The sequence below is a fragment of the Cryobacterium arcticum genome, from assembly GCF_003185895.1.
In the GTDB taxonomy this organism is placed as follows: Bacteria; Actinomycetota; Actinomycetes; order Actinomycetales; family Microbacteriaceae; genus Cryobacterium; species Cryobacterium arcticum.
Genome location: NZ_QHLY01000003.1, coordinates 30,943 through 52,973, shown reverse-complemented (window position 1 = coordinate 52,973; position 22,031 = coordinate 30,943). Strand labels below are relative to the sequence as shown.

Annotated in this window: 19 protein-coding genes; 10 read left to right on the top strand and 9 right to left on the bottom strand. The window is 67.6% G+C overall.

Annotated features, from left to right (window positions below; translation table 11 throughout):
* The first annotated feature begins 77 nt into the window (after nt 1-77).
* The 4 genes from CTB96_RS00300 to CTB96_RS00285 all read left to right on the top strand — a co-directional run bounded on the left by CTB96_RS00300 (nt 78) and on the right by CTB96_RS00285 (nt 4,069).
* Nucleotides 78-1,757 (top strand): circularly permuted type 2 ATP-grasp protein, encoded by a 1,680-nt coding sequence (locus CTB96_RS00300; RefSeq protein ID WP_110124918.1) that lies wholly within the window; start codon nt 78-80, stop codon nt 1,755-1,757.
* The gene (locus CTB96_RS00295) at nt 1,751-2,680 is read left to right on the top strand and encodes an alpha-E domain-containing protein (RefSeq protein WP_110124917.1); all 930 of its coding nucleotides are present in this window, start codon (nt 1,751-1,753) and stop codon (nt 2,678-2,680) included. Before CTB96_RS00300 ends, CTB96_RS00295 begins: the two co-directional genes overlap by 7 nt.
* Nucleotides 2,677-3,519: a transglutaminase family protein gene (locus tag CTB96_RS00290; protein WP_110124916.1), complete on the top strand. Its 843-nt coding sequence runs from the start codon at nt 2,677-2,679 to the stop codon at nt 3,517-3,519. Before CTB96_RS00295 ends, CTB96_RS00290 begins: the two co-directional genes overlap by 4 nt.
* Before the next feature lie 88 nt (nt 3,520-3,607).
* Nucleotides 3,608-4,069, top strand: a complete 462-nt coding sequence (locus tag CTB96_RS00285) for a MarR family winged helix-turn-helix transcriptional regulator (protein WP_110124915.1) — start codon at nt 3,608-3,610, stop codon at nt 4,067-4,069.
* A 13-nt stretch (nt 4,070-4,082) separates the two neighbouring features.
* Here the strand turns inward: CTB96_RS00285 and CTB96_RS00280 are convergent, their stop codons facing one another.
* The 8 genes from CTB96_RS00280 to CTB96_RS00245 form a co-directional block, all read right to left on the bottom strand.
* Entirely contained in the window at nt 4,083-5,489 is a 1,407-nt protein-coding gene (locus CTB96_RS00280) for an MFS transporter (RefSeq protein ID WP_110124914.1), read from the bottom strand.
* Complete coding sequence (locus CTB96_RS00275; protein ID WP_110124913.1) at nt 5,476-6,399, bottom strand: NAD(P)-dependent oxidoreductase; 924 nt, start codon at nt 6,397-6,399, stop codon at nt 5,476-5,478. The genes CTB96_RS00280 and CTB96_RS00275 overlap by 14 nt, the downstream gene beginning before the upstream one ends.
* Entirely contained in the window at nt 6,396-7,541 is a 1,146-nt protein-coding gene (gene dapC / locus CTB96_RS00270; RefSeq protein ID WP_110124912.1) for a succinyldiaminopimelate transaminase, read from the bottom strand. The genes CTB96_RS00275 and dapC overlap by 4 nt, the downstream gene beginning before the upstream one ends.
* A gap of 46 nt (nt 7,542-7,587) precedes the next feature.
* Entirely contained in the window at nt 7,588-8,262 is a 675-nt protein-coding gene (locus CTB96_RS00265; RefSeq protein WP_110124911.1) for an SDR family NAD(P)-dependent oxidoreductase, read from the bottom strand.
* Nucleotides 8,263-8,343: 81 nt separating this feature from the next.
* Nucleotides 8,344-9,354, bottom strand: a complete 1,011-nt coding sequence (locus CTB96_RS00260; RefSeq protein WP_110124910.1) for an ABC transporter substrate-binding protein — start codon at nt 9,352-9,354, stop codon at nt 8,344-8,346.
* A gap of 18 nt (nt 9,355-9,372) precedes the next feature.
* On the bottom strand, nt 9,373-10,110 hold the full coding sequence (locus CTB96_RS00255) for an ABC transporter ATP-binding protein (protein ID WP_110124909.1): 738 nt from the start codon (nt 10,108-10,110) through the stop codon (nt 9,373-9,375).
* Nucleotide 10,111: 1 nt separating this feature from the next.
* The gene (locus CTB96_RS00250; RefSeq protein WP_110124908.1) at nt 10,112-10,978 is read right to left on the bottom strand and encodes an ABC transporter permease; all 867 of its coding nucleotides are present in this window, start codon (nt 10,976-10,978) and stop codon (nt 10,112-10,114) included.
* Nucleotides 10,978-12,318: an NtaA/DmoA family FMN-dependent monooxygenase gene (locus CTB96_RS00245; protein WP_110124907.1), complete on the bottom strand. Its 1,341-nt coding sequence runs from the start codon at nt 12,316-12,318 to the stop codon at nt 10,978-10,980. Before CTB96_RS00245 ends, CTB96_RS00250 begins: the two co-directional genes overlap by 1 nt.
* Nucleotides 12,319-12,521: 203 nt before the next feature.
* Here CTB96_RS00245 and CTB96_RS00240 point away from each other — a divergent pair, with 203 nt between their 5' ends.
* From CTB96_RS00240 to CTB96_RS00230, 3 genes are all read left to right on the top strand, one after another.
* Nucleotides 12,522-13,415, top strand: coding sequence for a LysR family transcriptional regulator (locus tag CTB96_RS00240; protein ID WP_110124906.1), 894 nt, complete (start codon nt 12,522-12,524; stop codon nt 13,413-13,415).
* Nucleotides 13,416-13,486: 71 nt separating this feature from the next.
* A complete protein-coding gene (locus CTB96_RS00235; protein ID WP_110124905.1) occupies nt 13,487-15,814 on the top strand; it encodes a molybdopterin-dependent oxidoreductase in 2,328 nt (775 codons plus the stop codon).
* Nucleotides 15,815-15,879: 65 nt separating this feature from the next.
* The gene (locus tag CTB96_RS00230) at nt 15,880-16,476 is read left to right on the top strand and encodes a gamma carbonic anhydrase family protein (RefSeq protein WP_110124904.1); all 597 of its coding nucleotides are present in this window, start codon (nt 15,880-15,882) and stop codon (nt 16,474-16,476) included.
* Nucleotides 16,477-16,498: 22 nt separating this feature from the next.
* Here the strand turns inward: CTB96_RS00230 and CTB96_RS00225 are convergent, their stop codons facing one another.
* Nucleotides 16,499-18,001, bottom strand: a complete 1,503-nt coding sequence (locus CTB96_RS00225) for a helix-turn-helix transcriptional regulator (protein WP_110124903.1) — start codon at nt 17,999-18,001, stop codon at nt 16,499-16,501.
* Nucleotides 18,002-18,189: 188 nt separating this feature from the next.
* On the opposite strand from CTB96_RS00225, the gene aceA reads away from it, so the two are divergent.
* The 3 genes from aceA (at nt 18,190) to CTB96_RS00210 (ending at nt 22,008) form a co-directional block, all read left to right on the top strand.
* Nucleotides 18,190-19,548 carry an isocitrate lyase gene (gene aceA, locus CTB96_RS00220; protein ID WP_110124999.1) on the top strand — a complete coding sequence of 453 codons (1,359 nt, stop codon included), beginning with the start codon at nt 18,190-18,192 and terminating at the stop codon, nt 19,546-19,548.
* Between the two features lie 47 nt (nt 19,549-19,595).
* A complete protein-coding gene (aceB, locus tag CTB96_RS00215) occupies nt 19,596-21,368 on the top strand; it encodes a malate synthase A (protein WP_110124902.1) in 1,773 nt (590 codons plus the stop codon).
* Nucleotides 21,369-21,447: 79 nt separating this feature from the next.
* Nucleotides 21,448-22,008 (top strand): GNAT family N-acetyltransferase, encoded by a 561-nt coding sequence (locus CTB96_RS00210; RefSeq protein ID WP_110124901.1) that lies wholly within the window; start codon nt 21,448-21,450, stop codon nt 22,006-22,008.
* Nucleotides 22,009-22,031: the final 23 nt, after the last annotated feature.

Genomic DNA, 22,031 nt, shown 5'->3' with positions numbered 1-22,031 from the left:
GCGAACGAGAGGCGCGATGCCGCGGCACGCCGGGGGCCGGAAACAAACCGGCAACACCGGGCGACTAGCATCCAGACATGGTTGACCTCTTCAGCGGCTATGGCGCTACCTCCGCACCGCCCTGCGAGCGGGGGCAGGCTTCGGCCTGGGACGAGATGTTCCCGGATCCGTCGTCGTTGTCTCCGTCCGAGGCGCGCGCAGCGTACAAGGACGTCTATAGCGCTCTTGCCAAGATGACCCAGGAAGAACTCCGCGGCCGCACCGACGCCCTGGCCAGCTCGTACTTGGCGCAGGGGGTGACGTTCGACTTTGCCGGCGAGGAACGGCCGTTCCCGCTCGACGCCGTGCCCCGCGTGATCGAGCAACCCGAGTGGGTCAGCGTGGAGGCCGGGATCAAGCAGCGCGTGCTCGCGCTGGAGGCGTTCCTGGCCGACATCTACGGCCCACAGGCCGCCGTGCGCGACGGCGTCATTCCGGCCGGCCTGATCACCTCCTCCAAGCACTTCCACCGCCAGGCGGCCGGCATCGTTTCAGCCAACAATGTGCGCATCCAGGTGTCCGGCATCGACCTGATCCGCGACGAGGTGGGCGCCTGGCGGGTGCTCGAAGACAATGTGCGGGTGCCCAGCGGGGTCAGCTACGTCATCTCCAACCGCCGAGTGATGGCCCAGACGTTGCCGGAACTGTTCGTCTCCATGCGGGTACGGCCGGTCGGCGACTACCCGAACAAGCTGCTGCAGGCCCTGCGAGCCTCCGCCCCGGCCGGTGTCGACGACCCGAACATCGTCGTGCTCACCCCCGGGGTGTTCAACTCGGCCTACTTCGAACACACCCTCCTTGCCCGCCTGATGGGCGTCGAGCTGGTCGAAGGCCGTGACCTGTTCTGCTCCGGCGGGCGGGTCTGGATGCGCACCACGGCCGGTCCCACCCGGGTCGACGTGATCTACCGCCGGGTCGACGACGAGTTCCTCGACCCACTGCAGTTCCGCGCCGATTCGCAGCTCGGCTCGCCGGGCATCCTGATGGCCGCGCGCCTGGGCAACGTGACCATCGCCAACGCGGTGGGCAACGGCGTCGCCGACGACAAGCTCGTCTACACCTACCTGCCCGAACTGATCAAGTACTACCTGGGCGAGGATCCGATCATCCCCAACGTCGACACTTGGCGGCTCGAAGACCCGCTCGCTCTGGAGGAGGTGCTCGACCGGCTTGACGAGCTCGTCGTCAAACCCGTCGACGGCTCCGGCGGCAAGGGCCTCGTGGTGGGGCCCGCGGCGTCGAAGGACGAGCTGGAAACCTTGCGTCAGCAGCTGCTCAAGGACCCGCGCGGCTGGATCGCGCAACCCGTGGTGCAACTGTCGACCATCCCGACCCTGGTCGAAGACGGCATGCGCCCGCGGCACGCTGACCTCCGCCCGTTTGCCGTGAACGACGGCTCGGATGTCTGGGTGCTGCCCGGCGGCCTCACCCGGGTGGCGCTGCCCGAGGGCGAGCTGGTGGTCAACTCCAGCCAGGGCGGCGGCTCCAAGGACACCTGGGTGATCGGGCTCGAACCCGACTTCCACTCCCGCTCCTCGTCGCACAACATCCAGGGGCTGGTGGCCGACCAGGCCGCGAATACCCAGTCGATCTCGATCATCACGGCCCGCAGCGTGGACCATTCCCCGCAGGACATCCCGCCGGGCGGCGATCAGGATCAGGAACAGCAGCAGCAACAGCAGAACGCCACACCGACCGAAGGGGCCCTCGCATGCTGAGCCGCATCGCCGAGAGCCTGTTCTGGATCGGCCGTTACATCGAACGCAGCGACGGCACCGCGCGCATCCTGGATGTGCACCTGCAGCTGCTGCTCGAAGACCCGTGGATCGAGGAGAACCTCGCCTGCCGGTCGCTGCTGCACCTGATGGGCAGCCCGGTGCCGCCGAACCGCGACCTCACCCGCAAGGACGTGCTCGCGACCCTCGCCGCCGACCGCACCCACCCGGCCTCGATCGCGTACTCGCTCGGCGCCGCCCGGGAGAACGCCCGCCGGGCCCGGGAGATCGTCTCCACCGAGCTGTGGGAGTGCCTGAACACGACCTACACGAAAATGCCGAAGAACATCGCCAGCGCCAAGACCCACGATTTCTTCGGCTGGGTGCGGGAACGTGCCGCGCTCGCCGTCGGCATCGTGGAGTCCAGTGCCAGCCGTGACGACGCCTGGCACTTCTTCACCCTCGGTCGCAGCCTCGAACAGGCGGACATGACCGCCCGGCTGCTCGCCACCCGGTCGCTGACCGAGAACAGCGGGCCGTCGTGGACAACGATCCTGCGCTCCTGCGGGGCCTACGAGTCGTACCTGCGCACCTACCGGGGTGTGCCGTCGGCCCGGAACGCCGCCGAATTCCTGTTGCTCGACCGCCTGTTCCCCCGCTCGATCGTCTTCTCGATCTCCCGCGCCGAGCAGTGCCTGCAAGAACTCGAGCCGCGCACCGACCGGGTCGGAGTGTCCGATTCGTCGCAGCGGATCCTCGGCCAGATTCGCAGCCAACTCGAGTACCGGCCGATCATGGAAATCCTGAACGACCTGCCGAAACACATGGACATGGTGCAGGACGCCACCAGCACCGCCTCTGAATCGATCGGGCAACGGTACTTCCCGACCAGCGCGGTCCCGACCTGGACGGGGGAGGCCTCGTGAAGCGCCTGCGGATTCGACACACCACCGGCTACCGCTACAACGGCGAGGTGGCCACGTCCTACAACGAGGCCCGGATGCTGCCGGTCACCTCGCCCGACCAGTTCGTGTTGTATTCCAACCTCGACATCAGCCCGGTGTCGAGCAACCACAACTACCTGGACTACTGGGGCACCCGGGTGTCGTCGTTCGAGGTGCTCACCCCGCACGCCGAGCTCACCCTCACCGCCAACAGCCTCGTGGAGGTGTCGCCGCGCGACCACCCGCTGCATCCGATGCCGTGGGAAGACCTCGCCGCGACGGTGGCCCGGTCGACGTCTTCGGTGGAGCAGTCCTGGCAGACGCCCCTCACCGAACCCCCGGCGGATGTGGTCGCCAGCGCCGCTGAGATCGCGGCCAGACTCGACCCGTGTGAAGCGGCCCTGGCGATCTGCCGGTTCGTCGGCGAGAACATGGCCTACGTGCAGGGCGTCACCGGGGTGAAGACCAACGCGATGGAGGCCTGGGCCGACAAGCGCGGGGTCTGCCAGGACATCACCCACGTTGCCCTGGGTGCGCTGCGCTCGGTGGGCATCCCGGCCCGCTACGTGTCCGGCTACCTGCACCCCAAGCCCCAAGCGGCGATCGGTGAGACCGTCACCGGCGAATCGCACGCCTGGGTGGAGTGGTTCTGCGGTGAGTGGCGCGGCTACGACCCCACCAACCTGATCGACATCGGCGACCGGCACGTCGGCGTGGGGCGCGGCCGGGACTACAACGACATCGCACCCCTGCGCGGGGTCTACGCCGGCTCCGGCGGATCGCAACTGTTCGTGAAGGTGGAGATTACCCGGGAGTCCTGAGCCGCCCTGTACTTGCAGGTGCGCCCTGTCTACGCTGGTAGTTGCAAGCGCGGTATACTTGCACCATCTTTCGAGGGAGCGACACGGGATGAGCATCGAGGACGACGCTGTTGAGGTTCGGGCACAGGGCTGGCGCACGCTGGCCGCCCTGCACGGACGGATCGAAACCGTGCTCGAACGCGCCCTGCAGTCCGGTGTCGACCTCTCGGTGGTGGAGTTCACCGTACTCGACGCGTTGAGCCGCCAACACGGCTGGCACATGCGGATGCAGCAGCTCGCGCGGGCCGCCGCCCTGTCGAGCAGCGCAACGACCCGCCTGGTGAACCGGCTGGAAGACCGGGCGCTGCTCACCCGCATCCTCTGTGCCGACGACCGCCGCGGCATCTACACCGAGCTCACCGAAGCCGGCAAGGCCCTGCTCGCGCATGCCCGTCCGATCTACGACAAGGCCCTCGCCGGCGCCCTGGCATCGGCAGAGGAAGAGCCAGAACTCGGCCCCCTCGTCGACGCCCTGCACCGCCTACCCGACCTGGCGCACGCCGCCGTCTGACCCGCGCCCTGCGTCAGCGCGAGCCCGTCGTGCGGCGCCGGTGCCAGCCGCCGGCGACGGGCACGAGGCAGAGCAACAGAACGACGACGCCGACGACGAACAGGTACGCCGGCACATAGGCGGCCGATCCGTGTGCGCTGGCGCTGCCGCCGGCGCCATCGAAGACCAGCGACGTGAGCGCGACGCCCAGGCTCTGGGCGACTTGGCGTGCCACAGACAGGAAGGCCGCCGCCCGGCCCATGATGTCGGGTGCAACACCCTCCAAGCCGAATATTGAGGTCGAGGTGTTGGCCATCGAGAAGGCGGCTCCGGCCCCGAACAAGCCAACGGTGACGAATACCAGGGCGAGGATGACCTCCCCAGAGCCGCTGGCGATGAGCATCATTCCGATTCCGACCGTCGCCAGGATTCCGGTGAGCGCATAGAAGAAGCCGGCAGGCCTGCGGCTGGCCAGTTGTCCGATGAACCGCGAGGAGAGGATCGACCCCAGCGACCACGCGGTCATCGCGAGTCCGGCGACGAGCGCGGAGACACCGAGAGTGGTTTGCAGGAAGAACGAGGAGAGGAAGAACACGCCGCCGAGCAGGAAGAAGCCCGACATGATCGCGACGAGCGCACCGGTGAACGGGCCACGCCGGAAGAGCCGGGCATCGAGCAGTGGCGTGCGGTTCCTCCGCTCGGTGAACACCAGCGCGGCGACGGCTCCGACGAGTACCGCGATGGCGAGGACCGTGACCCCGTCGAAGCCCGAGGAGCCCGCGTGGACCGTGACCACCAGCAGACTGCACAGCGCCGTGGCGAGCAGCGCCTGGGTACCCAGATTGAGTGCGGGGCGGGTGCTGCCGGTGACGTTGCGGATCGCCAGGAGCCCGAGCACGAGAGCGAGCACCGCGAACGGCGTTGTCGCCCAGTAGATCGAGCGCCAGCCGAACGCGGTGACGAGCAGTCCGCCGGCGACCGGACCGAATCCGGCACCGAGCCCGCCGGCGATGGCCCACGTCCCGATCGCGCGAGCACGTTCGGCCCGATCGGTGAATTCGTCATTCAGGATCGCGATCGCCATCGGCGCGAGCATGGCCGCGCCGACGGCCTGAATGACCCGGAATGCCACCAGGATCGGAAAGCTCCAGGCCGCGGCGCATAATACAGACCCGATGGCGAACAGCCCGAGGCCGCTCAGCAGCACGGTGCGCCGACCAAATCGGTCACCGACGGTTCCGCTGAGCAGATAGAAGCTGGCCAGGGCCATGGTGTACGCGCTGACGAGGAACTGCAGGCTGGTCAGCGGCACCGCGAAGTCCGCCTGCAGTGCGGGCAGGGCGACGTTGACGGTGTTCGTGTCCGTCGAGACGATGAAGACGCTGAGCGAGCAGGCGGCGACGACGAGCCGGCGCCGCCGTGCGTCATCAGCGGGAGACATCGGCCGGCATCAAGACGACATTGGTCAAGTCACCCCCGGTCAGCCAGGCGCGAAGATTGTCGATCACGAGCGCGATGCGGTTGGGCACGACCTGGGGTCCTGACCAGGCGACGTGCGGCGAGAGGCGGGCGTCGCCGACGTCGCGCAACGGATGCTCGAGGGGCAGCGGCTCAGGGGCGGTGACGTCGAGGGTGAGCGAGATGCGCCCCTCGCGAGCCGCACCGAGCAGTGCGTCCTGGTCCACCAGGCCGGCGCGGCCGACGTTGACGACATGGGCGCCAGGTGCCAGGCGCCCGATCCGGGCGTGATCGAGCACGACCCGGGTGTCATCGGTGAGCTCGAGGGCCAGGATGACGTGTGCGGCACCCGCCAGGACGTCTCCGACGACGTCCGAGAACACGACGCCGTCCACCGGGGCGTCGTCGGGCCGACGGCGGAAAACAGCGATCTGGTCGGTGAACGGGCGCAGCATCTCCACGATCCGGCGTCCGACGGTGCCGTACCCGAGCACCGCGACCTTGGCGCCCTGCAGGGTGCCGAGGGGCTGCGTGAACACGCGATAGTCCGGCTCCCACACCTGGGGGATGTTCTTGACCCGGGCGAGTACGCAGGCGACCGCGAACTCGGCGACCGGCACTGAGTTCGTGCCCTTCGCCGTCGTGAGCGTGCGGCCCTCGAGCCACTCCGGCAGCAGTTCGTCGTAGCCGGTGGAGGTGAAGTGCACGTACTCCGCGAACTTCGCGAGCTGCATCCAGGATGCGTCCTGCGGCATCGGCCGGCCGATGATCAGGCCCACCCTCTCGTCTTCGACGGGCTCGGTCAGCGCATCGAGACGAATGAAGTCGACATCGGGGAACTCCCCCGACAGCGCCTCGAGGTAGGCCGTGTCCTGAACGATGACGCTGGTCACAGCTGCACCCCGGCGGGCTCGCGCTGGGCCTGGGCCTCGTGACTGGCGGGAACCAGGCGCGCGATCGCCTCGTCCACGCGTGTGCTGGTTAGCGCGATCCGCACGTACTTCTCGCCGGCAGGGCCGAAGCTCGCACCCTCGGTCACCGCGATGCCGCGTTGCGCGAACCACCGTGCCGAATCGTAGGAACTCTTGCCCTCCGTCGCCCAGAGGAACAGGCCGGCCCGGGCCAGATCGACCTGGAATCCCGCGTACTCGAGCGCCGCGGTCATGCGAGCGGCACGGTCGGCGTAGATCAGACGCTGGGCTTCGACGTGATCGTCGTCGCGGAGGGCGGCGGCGGCGGCGCCGAGGATCGGCGTCGGAACCATGAGCCCCAGGTAGTCCCGGAGGCGCTTGAGGTTCGGCAGCGTACTCGGGTCGCCGGTCATGAACCCGACCCGGTAACCGGCGAGATTCGACCGCTTCGACATGCTGTAGATCGCGAGAATGTTGTCGAGCGATCCGCCGTTGACGGCTTCGGAGAGCACTGAGACGCACTTGTCGGATTCGTCCCAGTGGAACTCGATGTAGCACTCGTCGGCGGCGATGAGTGCGTCGTTGGCGCGCGCCCACGTGATGAGAGCGGTGAGATAGTCGGCGCCGACGATCTCGCCCGTGGGGTTCGAGGGGGAGTTCACCCAGATGAGCTTCGTGCCGGGCTGCGGCAGCTCGCCGGCCGGCAGGTAATACGGTGTGGCGCCGGAGAGGATCGCCCCGACCGGGAAGGACGGATACGACGGGTCGGGTACCGCGATGGTGTCACCCTCGCCGATGCCGAGCAGCGTCGGAAGCAGGGTGAGGAGCTCCTTTGTTCCCACCAGCGGGATGACATCGTCGGCCGAGATGAGCTCGGCCGGGGCGCCGAGCCGGCGGATCATCCAGTCCCTGGCAGCGGTACGGAAACCGACGGTTCCCGAGGCCGGCGTGTAGCCGTGCGCATCGGAGAGCTCCGTGAGAGCTTCGCGGATGAAGGCGGGAACCGGGTCCTCCGGGCTGCCGCCGGCCATGCTGATGGCTCCGCCCGGGTAGGTGCGGGCGAGCGCCATGTTCTCGGTGACCTGACCGATGTAGAGACCGGGCAGTTCGGCGTGGATCTTCATATGCAGTTTCTCTTTTTCTTCTCGTTGGACAAGCGTGAAGCGCGGCTCACCAGGGTTCGCGCAGAGGTCGCGCGACCACCTCGGTGAGCTGCACGGAAGTTCGGAACTCGACGATCCGGGCGATGAGTTGGGCCAGGTCGTGCGGCTGGATGTACGTATCGGGTTGCCACTCACGCCCCATCGATCGGACGTTGCGTTCGAGCATGGACGTGGCCACCTGGCCCGGGTACACCGTGGTGACGGAGACGCCACGAGCATTCATCTCTGGGCGAATCGAGTCGGCCAGGCTCTTGAGCGCCGCCTTGGAACTCGAGTACGGAACGCTCGAGGGCGATGCGTTCAAGCCGAGTCCCGAGTTCACGAAGATGACGCACGCCCTGGCTGCGAACTGCACGGCCAGGTGCTTGGTGAGTGCGGCGGCGCCGAAGACATTGACGGTGAAGAACCTCTCCCAGTCGGCCTCACCCGCCGCGTCGAACGACATGTTGTCGCCGGCTGCGGCGCAGTGGATGAGGGCATCCACCGGGCCATCGAGCGTCAGCGATCTGATTGCCGCCGGGTCGGTGAGATCCACCTCGTGGAGCACGAGACCGTCCGGTGCCGCGCCGCTCGGTTGGACTGATCGCACCAGACCGTGTACCTCCGCCCCAGGCTGAGCGAGGAAGGACTGGGCGACCTCCCGGCCGAGGCCTCCAGCTGCTCCTGAAATCACCACACGCATGGCTCTGTGCCTTTCCTCAGAGCACGCCGAGGTGGACCGTCAGCCGACGGACCACCCGGGCGTGGTGTACCTGATGGTTGGTTAGCCGAGTGCTTCTTCGTAGAGCGTCGGGTCGAGCAGCGCCTCGAGGTCGGGAGAATCCGTGATGGTTCCCACCGCTACGGCACGGTCGCCGAAGTCAAGCATCCAGTCGAGCGTCTCGCCCTCGACCGGTGAGATCTCGTAGTTACGGTGATCCAGCGACCGCTGGGCGACCTCCACGGTCATTCCCGTGGCATCCGCCATGATCTCGGCGACCGGGCCGTCGTCCTTGTTCTCGACGATCCAGTCTGTGGCGCTGTCGAATGCGCGCACCAGGGCCACGACGGAATCCCGGTTCGACTCCGCATAGGCCTTGGTCGTGTAAAGCACGATCGGGTTGAGGTGACCGAAGTCGTCTCCCGTCGACACGGCCCGGGCAATCCCCGCCAGTTCAGCGGTCGCGGCAGCGGGGTCGAATGTCATCCAGCCGTCGATGGCTCCGCTGGCGAGCGTGGAGGCCGCGACATCGTTCTCGACGGGGATGTACTCGATGTCGTCGGTGGTGAGCCCGGCTTCGGTGAGTGCACCGACGAGGATCGCGTTCGGGGTCGAGTTGTACGAACCGATGATCTTGCCCTCGAGGTCGGCCATCGTCTCGATGTCGGAATCGTCAGCCACAAGGATCCGGGTGGTCTCGGGACTCGCTTCGACGACCGAGACCATCAGGATGTCGTCGATGCCGACCAGGCCGGCCGGGTCGTATCCGGTGACGACCATGTCGACGCTGCCGGTGCGGAGCGCCGAAATGCCGTCGTTCGCACTGACAACGGGCGACACCTCGATCGATGCGCCATCCTGGTTGAACTCCTCATCGAGGTAGCCCTCTGAGGTGGCGACCGGAATCTGGGGGTAGCCGTTGATGGTGCCGACGCGGGGCAGCTCGACGGTGGCGTCGCTCGCGTCGGTGCCGGTGTCGGCAGCGGGGGCTTCTGACGAGGAACAGCCCGCCATGACAAGCGCGGAGATGGCAAGGGCCGCAAGGGTCAGCGGCCGTCGGGTGGTGGTGTCCATTAGGGCTACTTTCGTGTTCTAGGAGTGGTGGCTGTCGAGAAACTGCTCGAGCAGGAGCGTGCGCAGTTCGCTGAAACGCTCAGACGTGCGGTTGCGGGGGTATTCCATGTCGATGTCGATGACGGTCTTGATGGTGCCGGGGTGAGCGGACATGACGACGACACGATTCGCGAGGACGATCGCCTCATCGATGTCGTGCGTCACGAGGACGGCGGTCGTGCGTTGCTTCTGCCAGACGTCGATCAGCGCATCCTGCATCTCGATGCGGGTGAATGCATCGAGAGCGCCGAAGGGCTCGTCCATCAGGAGCACATCGGGCAGCGGAGCCAAGGCGCGAGCAATTGCCGTGCGCTGAGCCATTCCGCCCGAAAGCTGGTGGGGGTATGAGTCCACGAACTTCTCGAGATGCATCAGCGAGAGCATCTCCGTCAGTCGTGCCTTGCGTTCGGCCTGGCTGCCGTCGAAGCCGAACATCATGTTCTTCGCGACGTTGTACCAGGGCAGCAGGCGGTGTTCTTGGAAGACGACGCCGCGCTCGCGGGAGGGGCCGGTGATCGCCTGGCCGCCTGCCGTGATGCGGCCGTCGAACTCGGTGTCGAGCCCGGCCAAGCCGCGGAGGATGGTGGATTTTCCGCAGCCGGACGGACCGATCAGCACGACGAATTCACCGGGCTGGATGTCGAGGCTGACGTCCTGGACCGCGATGGTCGTGCCGAAGGTGCGTCCGACGTCGTAAAGCGAGAGTCCGATGGTCATGTCACATCTCCTTTGCGAGGTTGTCGCGCCAGCCGAGCAGGCGCTGTTCGAGCATTCGCACGAACATGTCGACGAGCTTTCCGACCACCGCGAATACCAGGAGGGCCGCGATCACGATGTCGACGCGAACGAATTCCCGGCCCTGTTGCATCCAGTAACCGATGCCGCTGTTGGCGCCGTTGAGTTCGGCGATGACCAGGGCGAGCCAGGCGACGCCGAGCGCCAGCCGAATTCCCTGCAGAATGCTGGGCAGGGCGCCCGGCATCACGATGTCCTTCACCGTGCGGAAGGTGCTGAGTTCGTAGACCCGCCCGACTTCGATGAGCTTGCGGTCGATGTCGCGGATGCCGGCGTACGTCGCCAGGTAGACCGGGAAGAACGCGGCGAAGGAGATGAGGATGATCTTGGGCATTTCGCCGAGCCCGAACCAGATCACGAAGAGCGGTACGAGTCCCATGAACGGGACGGTGCGCAGCATCTGGAACGTCGTGTCGAGCAGTCGTTCCGAGAGGCGGGACAGGCCGGTGATCGACCCGAGAACGAGGCCGAGGGAGGCTCCGATCAGGAAGCCGACGATCCACCGCGTGGCGCTGGCGAGGAAGTTCTCCCAGAAGGCGCCGGTGAGCATGGATTCGATCAGCGCTTCGATCACCTGGACGGGTGAGGAGAACAGCGTCGGGTTGATTACGCCCGTCTCATAGAGGATGTACCAGATGACGATGATCGCCACGGGCAGGATCCAGCCGAGCGGGGCGTTTCGTCTGAACGACCGGCGGGAGCGGTCGGGTGTCGTCGGGGCGGAGGTGGACGCGCCATCGGCCCGGCGTTCGGCCCTGCGTCGGGCAGCGGTCAGCGTGCTGGTCATCATCAGAACTCCTGCAGGTGGCCTTTGAGGGTGCTGCTGGTGTACTCGCGACGGGCGAGCCCGCGGCGTTGCAGCTCGGGAACCAGACCCTCGGCGACCTCGACCATGTAACGCGTCGTGTGGTTGCCGTTGCCCTGGCTGAAGAGGAATCCGTCGCCGCCGACTTCGGCCATGATCTCTTCCATGCGGTCGGCGACAGTCTCGACGGTGCCGTACAGGTCGATTTCCGACCAGTTCATGCGGATGTAGGACTCGACGGCCATCTCGCGGAGGGTGCGGCCACCCGCCGACTTGACGAACTTCGCGAGGTACGAGATGTGACCGGTGGTGTGGAGCCCGGCCAGGAGCTCCTCGGTGAGGGGCGTATCCATGGGCAACACGCTCAGATCGATGTCCATGCGCTTTCCGATGTCGGCGAGTTCGATCTCGACCCGCTCCTCCGCCTGACGGTGCACGTTGGCGCGCTTGAGTTCCGCCTCTTCCTGCGTGTCGGCGAGCATCGGGGTGATCAGGAACAACACCTTGCAGTCGTCGGGGTCGCGGCCGAGCTCGATCATGGTGTTGCGCACGTCTTCGCGATACTGCTTCATCCCAGCCACCGACTGCGCCACACCGACGATCACGTCGCTGTGCGCGGCGGCCAGGCGGCGACCGGGTGCGGAGGCGCCGGCCTGGGCGATCGCCGGGATTCCCTGCGGTGACCGGCCGGACACGAGTGGTGAGCCGTCGAATGAGTAGTGCTTTCCCTCGAACTTCAGCTTGTGCACCTTGGCCGGGTCGGCGAACCGTCCGGTGGATTCGTCCGCGATGATCGCATCTTCTTCCCAGGTGTTCCAGATCGCCTTCATGAGGTCGACGTATTCGCCGGCCTTCTCGTACCGGTCCTCGGTCTCGCCCAGACCCTCATGGCCGAAGTTGCGGAGCGCCTGGTTAGTGGTTCCGGTGACGACGTTCCATCCGGCGCGTCCACCCGAGAGCGAATCGATCGAGCTGAAGAGGCGCGCGAGTGCATAGGGGTGGTAGGCGAAGTTGGGGACCGTCGCGATCAGGCCGATTTTGCTGGTCTGCGCGGCAACAAAAGTCGTCATCGTCAGCGTGTCGAGACGTGGTGTGGAGATGGCGTTCTCGACGTAGATGTCGGTCTTGCCCTGCCAGTGATGGGGAATGTAGTAAAGGTCTTCCCACAGGATGAAGTCGAGTTTGGCGCGTTCGAGCAGCTGAGCCGCCCGCACATGAAACGCGCCGCTTCCCCAGGTGCTCGCGATGTCGCCCGACCACGGGCTCGCCCAGCCCTGGGCCGTGCTGCCACTCATGAACCAACCGAGATGAAACGGGTTAACCATGATCCTCCTTCGTCGACGTGCGCTGGGTTGTGGAAGCGACGCTACGTGCCGCAGATTTCAACAGTGTTACTTACGATGAGCAGTTGGATTTCTATCGTATTAACTCAGCTACTCGACCGGCGCATACCCGCTGATTCAGCGAAAATGCGAGCAAAAAGGGTCATCATTGCGATTAATGCGCCCGATTCGCTTACTATTCACCTATGGATCCGTATCGCATTCTCCTGTTACGTGAGTTGGAAGAGCACGGCAGTGTCGCCGCAGTCGCACGAACCCTCGGCTTGTCGCCGTCGGCGGTCTCCCAACAACTCGCCAGCCTGCAGGCATCCGTGGACGTGCCTCTCACCCGGCGTGATGGCCGTCGACTCGTGCTCACCCAAGCCGGACGCACCCTGGCCCAGGCCGGCCGGGAGATCGCGGCTGCCCTGGCGAACGCCAAAGACTCGCTGCGACGATACGAGCAGGACTCACACGGCATTGTGCGAGTCTCGGCGTTCCACAGCGCGGCCCTGTCGTTCTTCCGCCCGCTCATCTCGCGCCTCGACGGCGACGGACCGAAGCTCTACCTCGTCGACGCGGACGTCGCCGAAGCCGAGTTCCCCCGGATGACCGGTGACCACGACATCGTCATCGCGCACCGGCTTCCGACGGGCGACCCGTGGCCGGAGGAGATGACGGTTGTGCCGCTGCTGCGCGAAGAGGTGGATGTGGCGGTGGCCGCCAATCACCCCCTCGCGCAGGAAGACGCCATCGATCCGGCCGCGCTTCGGGACACCCCCTGGCTGACCTTCCGCACCGGCTACCCGATGACACCGCTCACGGCCGTGGTGGCACACGCCGTCGGATCCTCGCTGCCGCAGGCCCACCACATCAACGACTTGACGGTTGCCGCCACCATCGTGGCCAGCGGCACCGCGGTCGCCCTCATGCCCCGCCGCACGATGGGAGCCGCAGCACTCGACGGCGTTGTGCTGCGCCCGCTCAAGGGCATCGTCCTAGAGCGACAGATTGACGCCCTGATGCGGCCGGAGGCCATCCGGCGCACGGCCGTGCAGCGCGTACTCGCCGAATTGCAGGCCATTGCGGCGGGCCTGTGACCCGGCATCCGTCACCGACGCGCTGCCACTGAACCCGCTGACGAACCCAGTTCCCCACTGAAAGGCGATCCATGAGCGAGACCGACACGCACTTCGTACCTCATTCCTCCCACTGGGGGTCATTCCGGGTGCGGGCCGTGGACGAAGACACCATCGAGGTGCGCCCGCATGAGCTGGATACGGAACCATCGCCGATCATCCAGAACGCGGTGGACTCCGTCCGGCATCGTGCCCGCATCGACCGGCCCTACGTGCGCCGCGGGTGGCTCGAGGGCACGCCGCGGGAGGGCGATGCCCGACGGGGCGTCGACGAGTACGTTCCCCTCGAGTGGACCGAGGCTGAGCGGTTGCTGTCGGCCGAGGTGCGTCGCGTGTACGACGAGCACGGCCCGACCGGTGTCTTCGGTGGCTCGTACGGCTGGTCGAGCGCCGGGCGTTTCCACCACGCACAATCACAGGTGCACCGCTTCCTCAACTCGGTCGGCGGGTATGTGCGAAGCGTCACCACCTACAGCCTCGGCGCGGGCATGGTCATCGTTCCCCGGGTGGCCGGTGACAAGTACAACGTGATCTATGGCGGATCCACCTGGACCGACCTCATCACCTCGGGTGAACTCATGCTGTGCTTCGGCGGTATCTCCACCAAGAACGCGGCGGTCAACCCGGGCGGTCCGACAAGCCACATCGCCCGGCAGAGCGTACGCGACCTCGGTGCGGCGGGGGTGGACCTGGTCAATGTGAGCCCGATTCGGAGTGACCTGGACGACGCCCCGTCGCAGTGGGTACCCGTGCGGCCCGGCACCGATGTGGCACTGATGCTCGGCCTCGCTTTCGAGCTGATCCGGGTGGGCCGCGTCGACCGCGAATTCCTCGCGTCGCACACGACCGGATACGAGAAATTCGAACCCTATGTGCTGGGCACGACGGACGGCGTCGCTAAGACCGCGGAGTGGGCGGCCGAGATCTGCGATATCCCCGCCGAAACGATCGTCGCGCTCGCCGGGGAGATCGCGCAGAAGAAGACCTTCATCTGCGTGGCTCCCTCGCTGCAACGTGCCGAGCATGGCGAACAGCCCATCTGGATGGGCATCACGCTCGCCGCGATGCTGGGTGGGATCGGCCTCCCCGGTGAAGGATTCGGGATCGGCCTCGGCTCGATGGGATACTTCGGCAACCAGCCGAACCTGTACAAGTCGCCGTCGCTGCCCCAGGGCGTGAACGCGTGTGACGATTTCATCCCCGTTGCTCGCATCGCGGACATGTTGTTGAATCCCGGCACTGAGTATGACTTCAACGGCGAGCGGAAGACGTATCCGGACATCAAGCTCGTGTACTGGGCGGGCGGCAACCCGTTCCACCACCACCAGGATCTGTTCCGCCTGCACGACGCGTTCCAGCGACCAGACACGGTCGTGGTGCACGATGCGTTCTGGACCTCGACGGCGAAGCACGCTGATTTCGTGTTCCCTGCGACGATGACTCTCGAACGCGTCGACATCGCGTCTGCGGCGAACGAACCGAACATGATCGCGATGAAGCCCGCTCTCGCCCCGTTCGCAGAGGCGAAGGACGACTACGACATCTTCGCCGCGTTGGCCGGGCATCTCGGGGTGGAGGACGTCTTCACCGAAGGCCGGACCTCAGCGGAATGGGTCGAGCACCTGTACGGCCTCTGGCGGGAGCGCCTGCACGCCGCCGGCCAGGACTGCCCATCGTTCGACGAGTTCTGGGAGCACGGCTCGGCGGAGGTGCCGCTGGAGCGGGAACCCCTGTCCTGGCTGCACGAGTTCCGCGCCGATCCGGTGGCGAACCCGCTGGACACCCCCAGCGGCCGCCTCGAGATCTTCTCCGACACGATCGCGTCGTTCGGCTACGACGACTGTGCCGGTCACTCCACCTGGATGGAACCCGAGGAATGGCTCGGCGGCGAGTTGGCGGATTCATACCCGCTCGCGCTCATATCCAACCAGCCGGCCGGCCGGCTGCACAGCCAGCTCGACATGGGCTCCGCCAGTCAGGTCACGAAGTCGAAGGGCCGCGAGCTGCTCACCATCCACCCGGATGACGCGGCCCGGCGGATCCTCGTGGACGGCGACACCGTGCGGGTGAGCTCCCCGCGCGAGTCGTCCTTCCTGGCCACCGTGCGGGTGTCGGATGTCGTGCGCGACGGGGTCGTGCAGGTCGCCACCGGCGCCTGGTTCGATCCCGACTTCGCTGAGCGCACCTGTCGGCACGGCAACCCGAACGCGGTGACTATGGACCGGGGAACATCCAAGCTCGGCCAGGGCTGCATCGGCCAGCTCTGTCTGGTGGAGGTCGAGCGCATCGATGGGCCGGTACCCGATTCGCATCCGCACGTTCCGCCGCGCGGAGCAAGCAGAGAGGCTGCACGGAAATAGGAACCAGGTGGGCGGGCCTCCGGGGTGACGGCGCTGCATCTGGCGAGCCTGGTTAGGCTGTCTGGATGTTGATCGAACACCGGGGCCGCCGGCCCGCCATCGCCACCTCCGCGTACATCGCCTCCACCGCCGTGATCAGCGGTGACGTGAGCATTGGTGAGGGCGCGCGCATCCTGCACGGAGCGGTTCTCAGCGCCGAAGACGGTGCGATTGAGATCGGTGCGAACACCATCGTGATGGAGCACGCGGTTGTGCGGGGTCGTGCGGGCCGGAACGTGCTGGTCGGCGCCGCCGTCATGGTGGGGCCGCACACTCATATCAACGGTGCGACTGTCGCAGACGGCGCCTTCATCGCGACCGGGGCCGCGCTGTTTCCCGGTTCGGTGGTGGGGGCGGGTGCCGAGGTGCGGATCAACGCCGTCGTCCAGGTGAATTCCGTGGTCGCCGCCGCCGAGGTCGTTCCGATCGGCTGGGTGGCGGTGGGTAACCCGGCGCAGCTGTTCTCGCCGGATCGGCATGAGGAGATCTGGGCGATCCAGCGCACCCTCGACTTCGTGGGGACCGTCTACGGGGTTGACGGATCCACGTCGATGACCGAGTTGATGAGTGGACAGTCCGATTTTTATGGCGCCCACCACGACGATCGGGAGCTGCCGCACTGACCCAGTCCGAGGCCGGACGTGGTCAGGCCGGGGCGTGCGCCTCGAGGAATTGGTAGACCTCGGTGGGGTCGACGCCGGGGAAGGTGCCGGTGGGCAGTGCCGCGATCAGGCTGGTGGGGGTGCGGGCGACCGGCCACGCCTGGCCGGCCCAACGGCCCGAGAGGTCATCGGGTGCGCGTCGGCAGCAGGATTCGTCGGGGCAGTGCGACACGGCCCGGTTGGGGGTCTCCCGGCCGCGGAACCAATTGACGTGTGCGAACGGCACGCCGACGCTCACCGAGTAGTCGCCTTCCTTGGCCTTCTCGATGCGGGAGGTGCACCAGAATGTGCCGGCTGGCGTATCCGTGTATTGATACCAGGGGCTGAACCGGTCCGGCACGTCGAACACGGTGCGCGCCGTCCAGCTGCGGCACACCGTTGAACCCTCCACCGCGCCGAGCGCGTCGCTGGGAAACTGCACATCGTCGTTCTCGTAGGCCTTGATGATGGTGCCGGACTCGTGCACCTTCATGAAGTGCACCGGGATGCCCAGCCTCGCGGTGGCGAGGTTGGTGAACCGGTGCGCCGCCGTCTCGTAGGAGACCGAGAACGCGTCCCGCAGGTCTTCGAGGGAGATGCGGCGGGCGGCCTTGGCATCGTTCAGCAGCCGCAGGGTGTCGGTCTCCGGCAACAGGATGGCCGCGGTCAGATAATTCGTCTCCACCCGCTGGCGCAGAAAATCGGCGTAATTTCCCGGTTCGGCGTGCCCGCAGAGGTGGCTGGCGAAGGCCTGGAGGATCGGCGAGCGGCTGTCCCGGGACGCCGCCTGCTCGGTGGGCAGATAAATTCTGCCATTGCGCTTGTCGGTGACCGACCGGGTGGAGTGTGGCAGGTCACCCACATAGTGCAGGGTGAAGCCGAGGTGTGCGGCCATGTCGGCGACCACCTGGTGCGAGACCGGGCCGCCGGCGTGGCCCACTGCGGTGAGCAGTTCGAGCGCCTGCGCCTCGAGTTCGGGAAAGTAGTTGTCGCGCGCCCGCATCTCGGCGCGGAGCTGGGCGTTGGCGCGCCTGGCCTCCTCCGGGGTGGCCGCGCGTTCCCGGTGCAGCCGCTCGATCTCGTTGTGCAGGGTGAGGATCGTCTGCAGGGTCTCATCGGGCTGGCCGGGGCCGACCCGGATCCGCGCCAGGCCGAGTGCCGGGAACACCGGGCCACGCTGGGCCCGTTCCACCGCGATCTCCAACGCCGCCCGCGCACTCGGCGCGTCTGTGCGCAGGAGCTCCTCCACTGTGGTGTCCAGCGCGGCGGCGATCAGCCGCAACATCGACAGCCGGGGCTCGCGCTTTCCGTTCTCGATCATCGAGATCTGCGACGGTGCCCGGTCGACGGCCGTGGCGAGGGTGTCAAGGGTCAGGCCGAGCCGGCGCCGATGAGCCCGGATGCGCCGGCCCAGGGTGATCGCGTCCAGCGCCTCCCCGGGTTCTGCGGCACCGTCGGGCGCGGCGGCTGGAGGGGCGGAGGTGGCGGGACGATCGACGGTGACCATGCCCTGATGCTTGCACGCGGCCATTGTTGACACAACCGGAAGAACTCGATTTCTTCTTCGGAACGGGGCCGGGGTCGACGCCGAACCGGGTCGCAGAGTGGGTGCAGGCAGCAACGGGGAAGGCAGTTCGCCCCCACAACCGCCGCCACCGATCCAGATCCGCAATGCCGCAGACCGAGGAGAACACCATGACGAACCCCACCACATCCGGCCCCGCATCCGGCCGATCCGCCGCCCGCCCCGGCGACCAGACCCAGACGGCGGCCGAGCTCGCCCTGGAGTGGGCCGCCGACCCTCGCTGGGAGGGTGTGCGCCGCGACTACACCGCCGACGACGTGATCGCCCTGCGCGGTGCCGTGCGGGAGGAACGCACCCTGGCCCGTCGCGGCGCCGAGAAGCTCTGGCAACTCATCCACGAGAACGGCACCCCGGAGAACCCGGAATGGGTCGCCGCGCTCGGTGCCCTCACCGGCAACCAGGCCGTGCAGCAGGTGCGCGCCGGGCTCAAGGCCATCTACCTCTCCGGGTGGCAGGTCGCCGCCGACGCGAACCTGTCGGGCCAGACCTACCCCGACCAGTCGCTCTACCCGGCGAACTCGGTGCCGGCCGTCGTGCGGCGCATCAACAACGCGCTGCTGCGGGCCGGTCAGATCGAGGGCGCGGAGGCGGCCGCATCCGGCGCAGAGCCGGGCATCGACTGGCTCGCGCCGATCGTCGCCGACGCCGAGGCCGGTTTCGGCGGCCCGCTGAACGCCTATGAGCTGATGGCCTCGATGATCGAGGCCGGCGCGGCCGGCGTGCACTGGGAAGACCAGCTCGCCAGCGAGAAGAAGTGCGGCCACATGGGCGGCAAGGTGCTCGTGCCCACCGGGCAGCACATCCGCACCCTGAACGCGGCCCGGCTGGCGGCGGATGTCGCCGGCGTGTCCACGATCATCATCGCCCGCACCGACTCGCTCGCCGCGACCCTCATCACCAGCGACATCGACGAACGCGACGGCGAGTTCCTCACCGGCGGGCGCACCGCCGAAGGGTTCTACGACACCCAGAACGGACCCGACGTGGTGATCATGCGCGGCCTGGCCTACGCGCCGTACGCCGACCTGCTCTGGGTGGAGAGCAGCGAGCCAGACCTCGACCTCGCCCAGCGCTTCGCCCGGGAGATCCACGCCCAGTTCCCCGGCAAGAAACTCGCCTACAACTGCTCACCGTCGTTCAACTGGAAATCCCACCTCAACGACGAGCAGATCGCGGCGTTCCAACGGGAACTCGCGGCCTGCGGTTACGCCTTCCAGTTCATCACCCTGGCCGGCTTCCACGCGCTCAACCACTCCATGTTCACGCTGGCCAAGGACTACTCCGAGCGTCAGATGAGCGCCTACGTCGACCTGCAGGAGGCCGAATTCGCCTCAGAGGCCGACGGATACACCGCCACCCGCCACCAGCGGGAGGTGGGCACCGGCTACTTCGACCGGATCGCCACCGCGCTCAACCCGACCAGCGCCACCCTCGCCCTGGCCGGATCCACCGAAGCCGAGCAGTTCTAGCCGGCCTCGCCCCGACATTCGCATTTGCTGACAAGGAGAAACCGATCATGAACACACCACCACTGTCCACCGCTCCCGGCACTGCTCACCGGGTCTCGACAAGCTCGACCGCCGTGCCTGGCTCGACCGCCGTGCCTGGCTCGACCGCCGGGCGGGCGTTCGGGGAGACGAGCACCGGCAGCTTCGCCACCATCCGCCCCCACTTCGAGATCACCGGGGCGCTCGGCGACCGCTACGACGAGATCCTCACCCCGGCGGCGCTCGAGTTCCTCGCCGAACTGCACGACCGGTTCGCCGGCACGCGGCACGACCTGCTGGCCGCCCGGCTGCAGACCCGGGTGGACGCGGCGAACGGCCGCGACCCCCGGTTCCTGCCCGAAACCGCGCACATCCGCGACGACCCGTCCTGGCGGGTGACCGGCCCGGGCCCCGGGCTCACCGACCGGCGGGTGGAGATCACCGGGCCGACCGACCGCAAGATGGCCATCAACGCGCTCAACTCCGGCGCGGCAGTGTGGCTGGCCGATCAGGAAGACGCCACCAGCCCCACCTGGGCGAACGTGATCGAGGGCCAGCTCACCCTGCACGATGCCGTGCGCGGCACCCTGTCGTACGACGGGCCGGACGGCAAGGCCTACCGGGTCACCGGGGCGCCCTCCGACCGGTTGGGCGGTGCGGCGCCGGGTTCCACCCCGACCATCGTCATGCGCCCGCGCGGCTGGCACCTGGTGGAGAAGAACCTCACCTTCGTCGACCGGGCCAACCGGCGGATGCCCGCCTCGGGCAGCCTGGTCGACTTCGGCCTCTACGCCTTCCACAACGCCCACATGCTGGTGCAGAACGGCAGCGGCCCGTACTTCTACCTGCCCAAGCTCGAGACCCACCTCGAGGCCCGGCTGTGGAACGACATCTTCAGCCACACCGAGGACCACCTCGACCTCGGGCACGGCACCATCCGCGCCACCGTGCTGATCGAAACCATCCAGGCCGCGTTCGAAATGGAGGAGATCCTCTATGAGCTGCGCGACCACTGCGCCGGCCTGAACGCCGGCCGGTGGGACTACATCTTCAGCATCATTAAGACCTTCCGGGCCCGGGGCGCCCGGTTCGTGTTGCCGGACCGCCGGGAGATCACCATGACCGTGCCGTTCATGCGCTCATACACCGAGCTGCTCGTGGCCACCTGCCACCGTCGCGGCGCATATGCCATCGGCGGCATGAGCGCCTTCATCCCCAACCGGCGCGACCCGGGGGTCACCGGACGAGCCCTCGAGCAGGTCGCCGCCGACAAGCGCCGCGAGGCCGGCGATGGCTTCGACGGCACCTGGGTGGCGCATCCGGACCTCATCCCCACGGCGCGGGCCGAGTTCGACGCCGTGCTCGGCCACCGGCCCAACCAGCTGGAGCGCACCCGCGACGACGTCAGCGTCGCCGCCGCCGACCTGCTCGACGTGGCCTCGGCCGGCGGCCAGGTCACCGAGGCCGGTGTGCGCGACAACGTGCGCATCGCCCTGCGGTACATCGAGTCCTGGCTGCGCGGGGTGGGAGCGGCCGCGATCGACAACCTGATGGAGGACGCCGCCACCGCGGAGATCTCCCGCTCGCAGGTGTGGCAGTGGATCCACCAGGGCACCGTCACCGCCGAGGGCCGCACGATCGACGCCGACTGGGTGGCCGGTGTGGTCGCCGAGGAGCTGGCCGCGCTGCCGCGCACTCCCGGCGACAGGTTCGCCGACGCGCGGGAGGTGTTCCAGGCCGCGGCGCTCGAACCCGAGTTCCCCACCTTCCTCACCGTCGCCGCCTACGCCCGCTACCTATAGCCGCCTGCACCCCAGATCGGCCCCGTCGATTCCCGACGGGGCCGATTGCGTGCCCGCCGCCGAAATGTGAAGCTGGAACGTGACCGAAACGCTCTCCGCCCAGCCCGCCACGGTGCGGGTACGCCCCGCCCGGACCGATGAGGCCGCGGCCCTGGCCGAGCTGGCCGCCGCGACCTTCGCGTTGGCCTGCCCGCCGCACACCACCGCTGACGCGATCGCCGCGTTCTTGCGCGACGTGCTGGCCGAGGCGAACTTCGAGGCCTTCCTCGCCGACCCGAACAAGCTCCTGCTCGTGGCCGAAGGCGACGCCGGCACGCTCACCGGCTACACCATGCTGGTGTTCGGCGAACCCCACGACGCGGATGCCGCCGCCGCGATCCGCATCCGCCCCACCGCGGAACTGAGCAAGTGCTACGTGCGCGCCGAAGCGCACGGCACCGGCACCGCCGCGGCGCTCATGGCCGCCACGCTCCACGCCGCCAGGTCGCGGGGCGCGGCCGGCTCCTGGCTCGGCGTCAACGAAGAGAACGAACGCGCCCTGCGGTTCTACGGCAAGGCGGGCTTCACCCGGGTCGGGGTGAAGCACTTCCAGGTGGGCGACCGCCTCGAAGACGACTACGTGCTCGAGCGCCCCCTCTAGCCCGCGAGCTGAGAGAAAAGCCC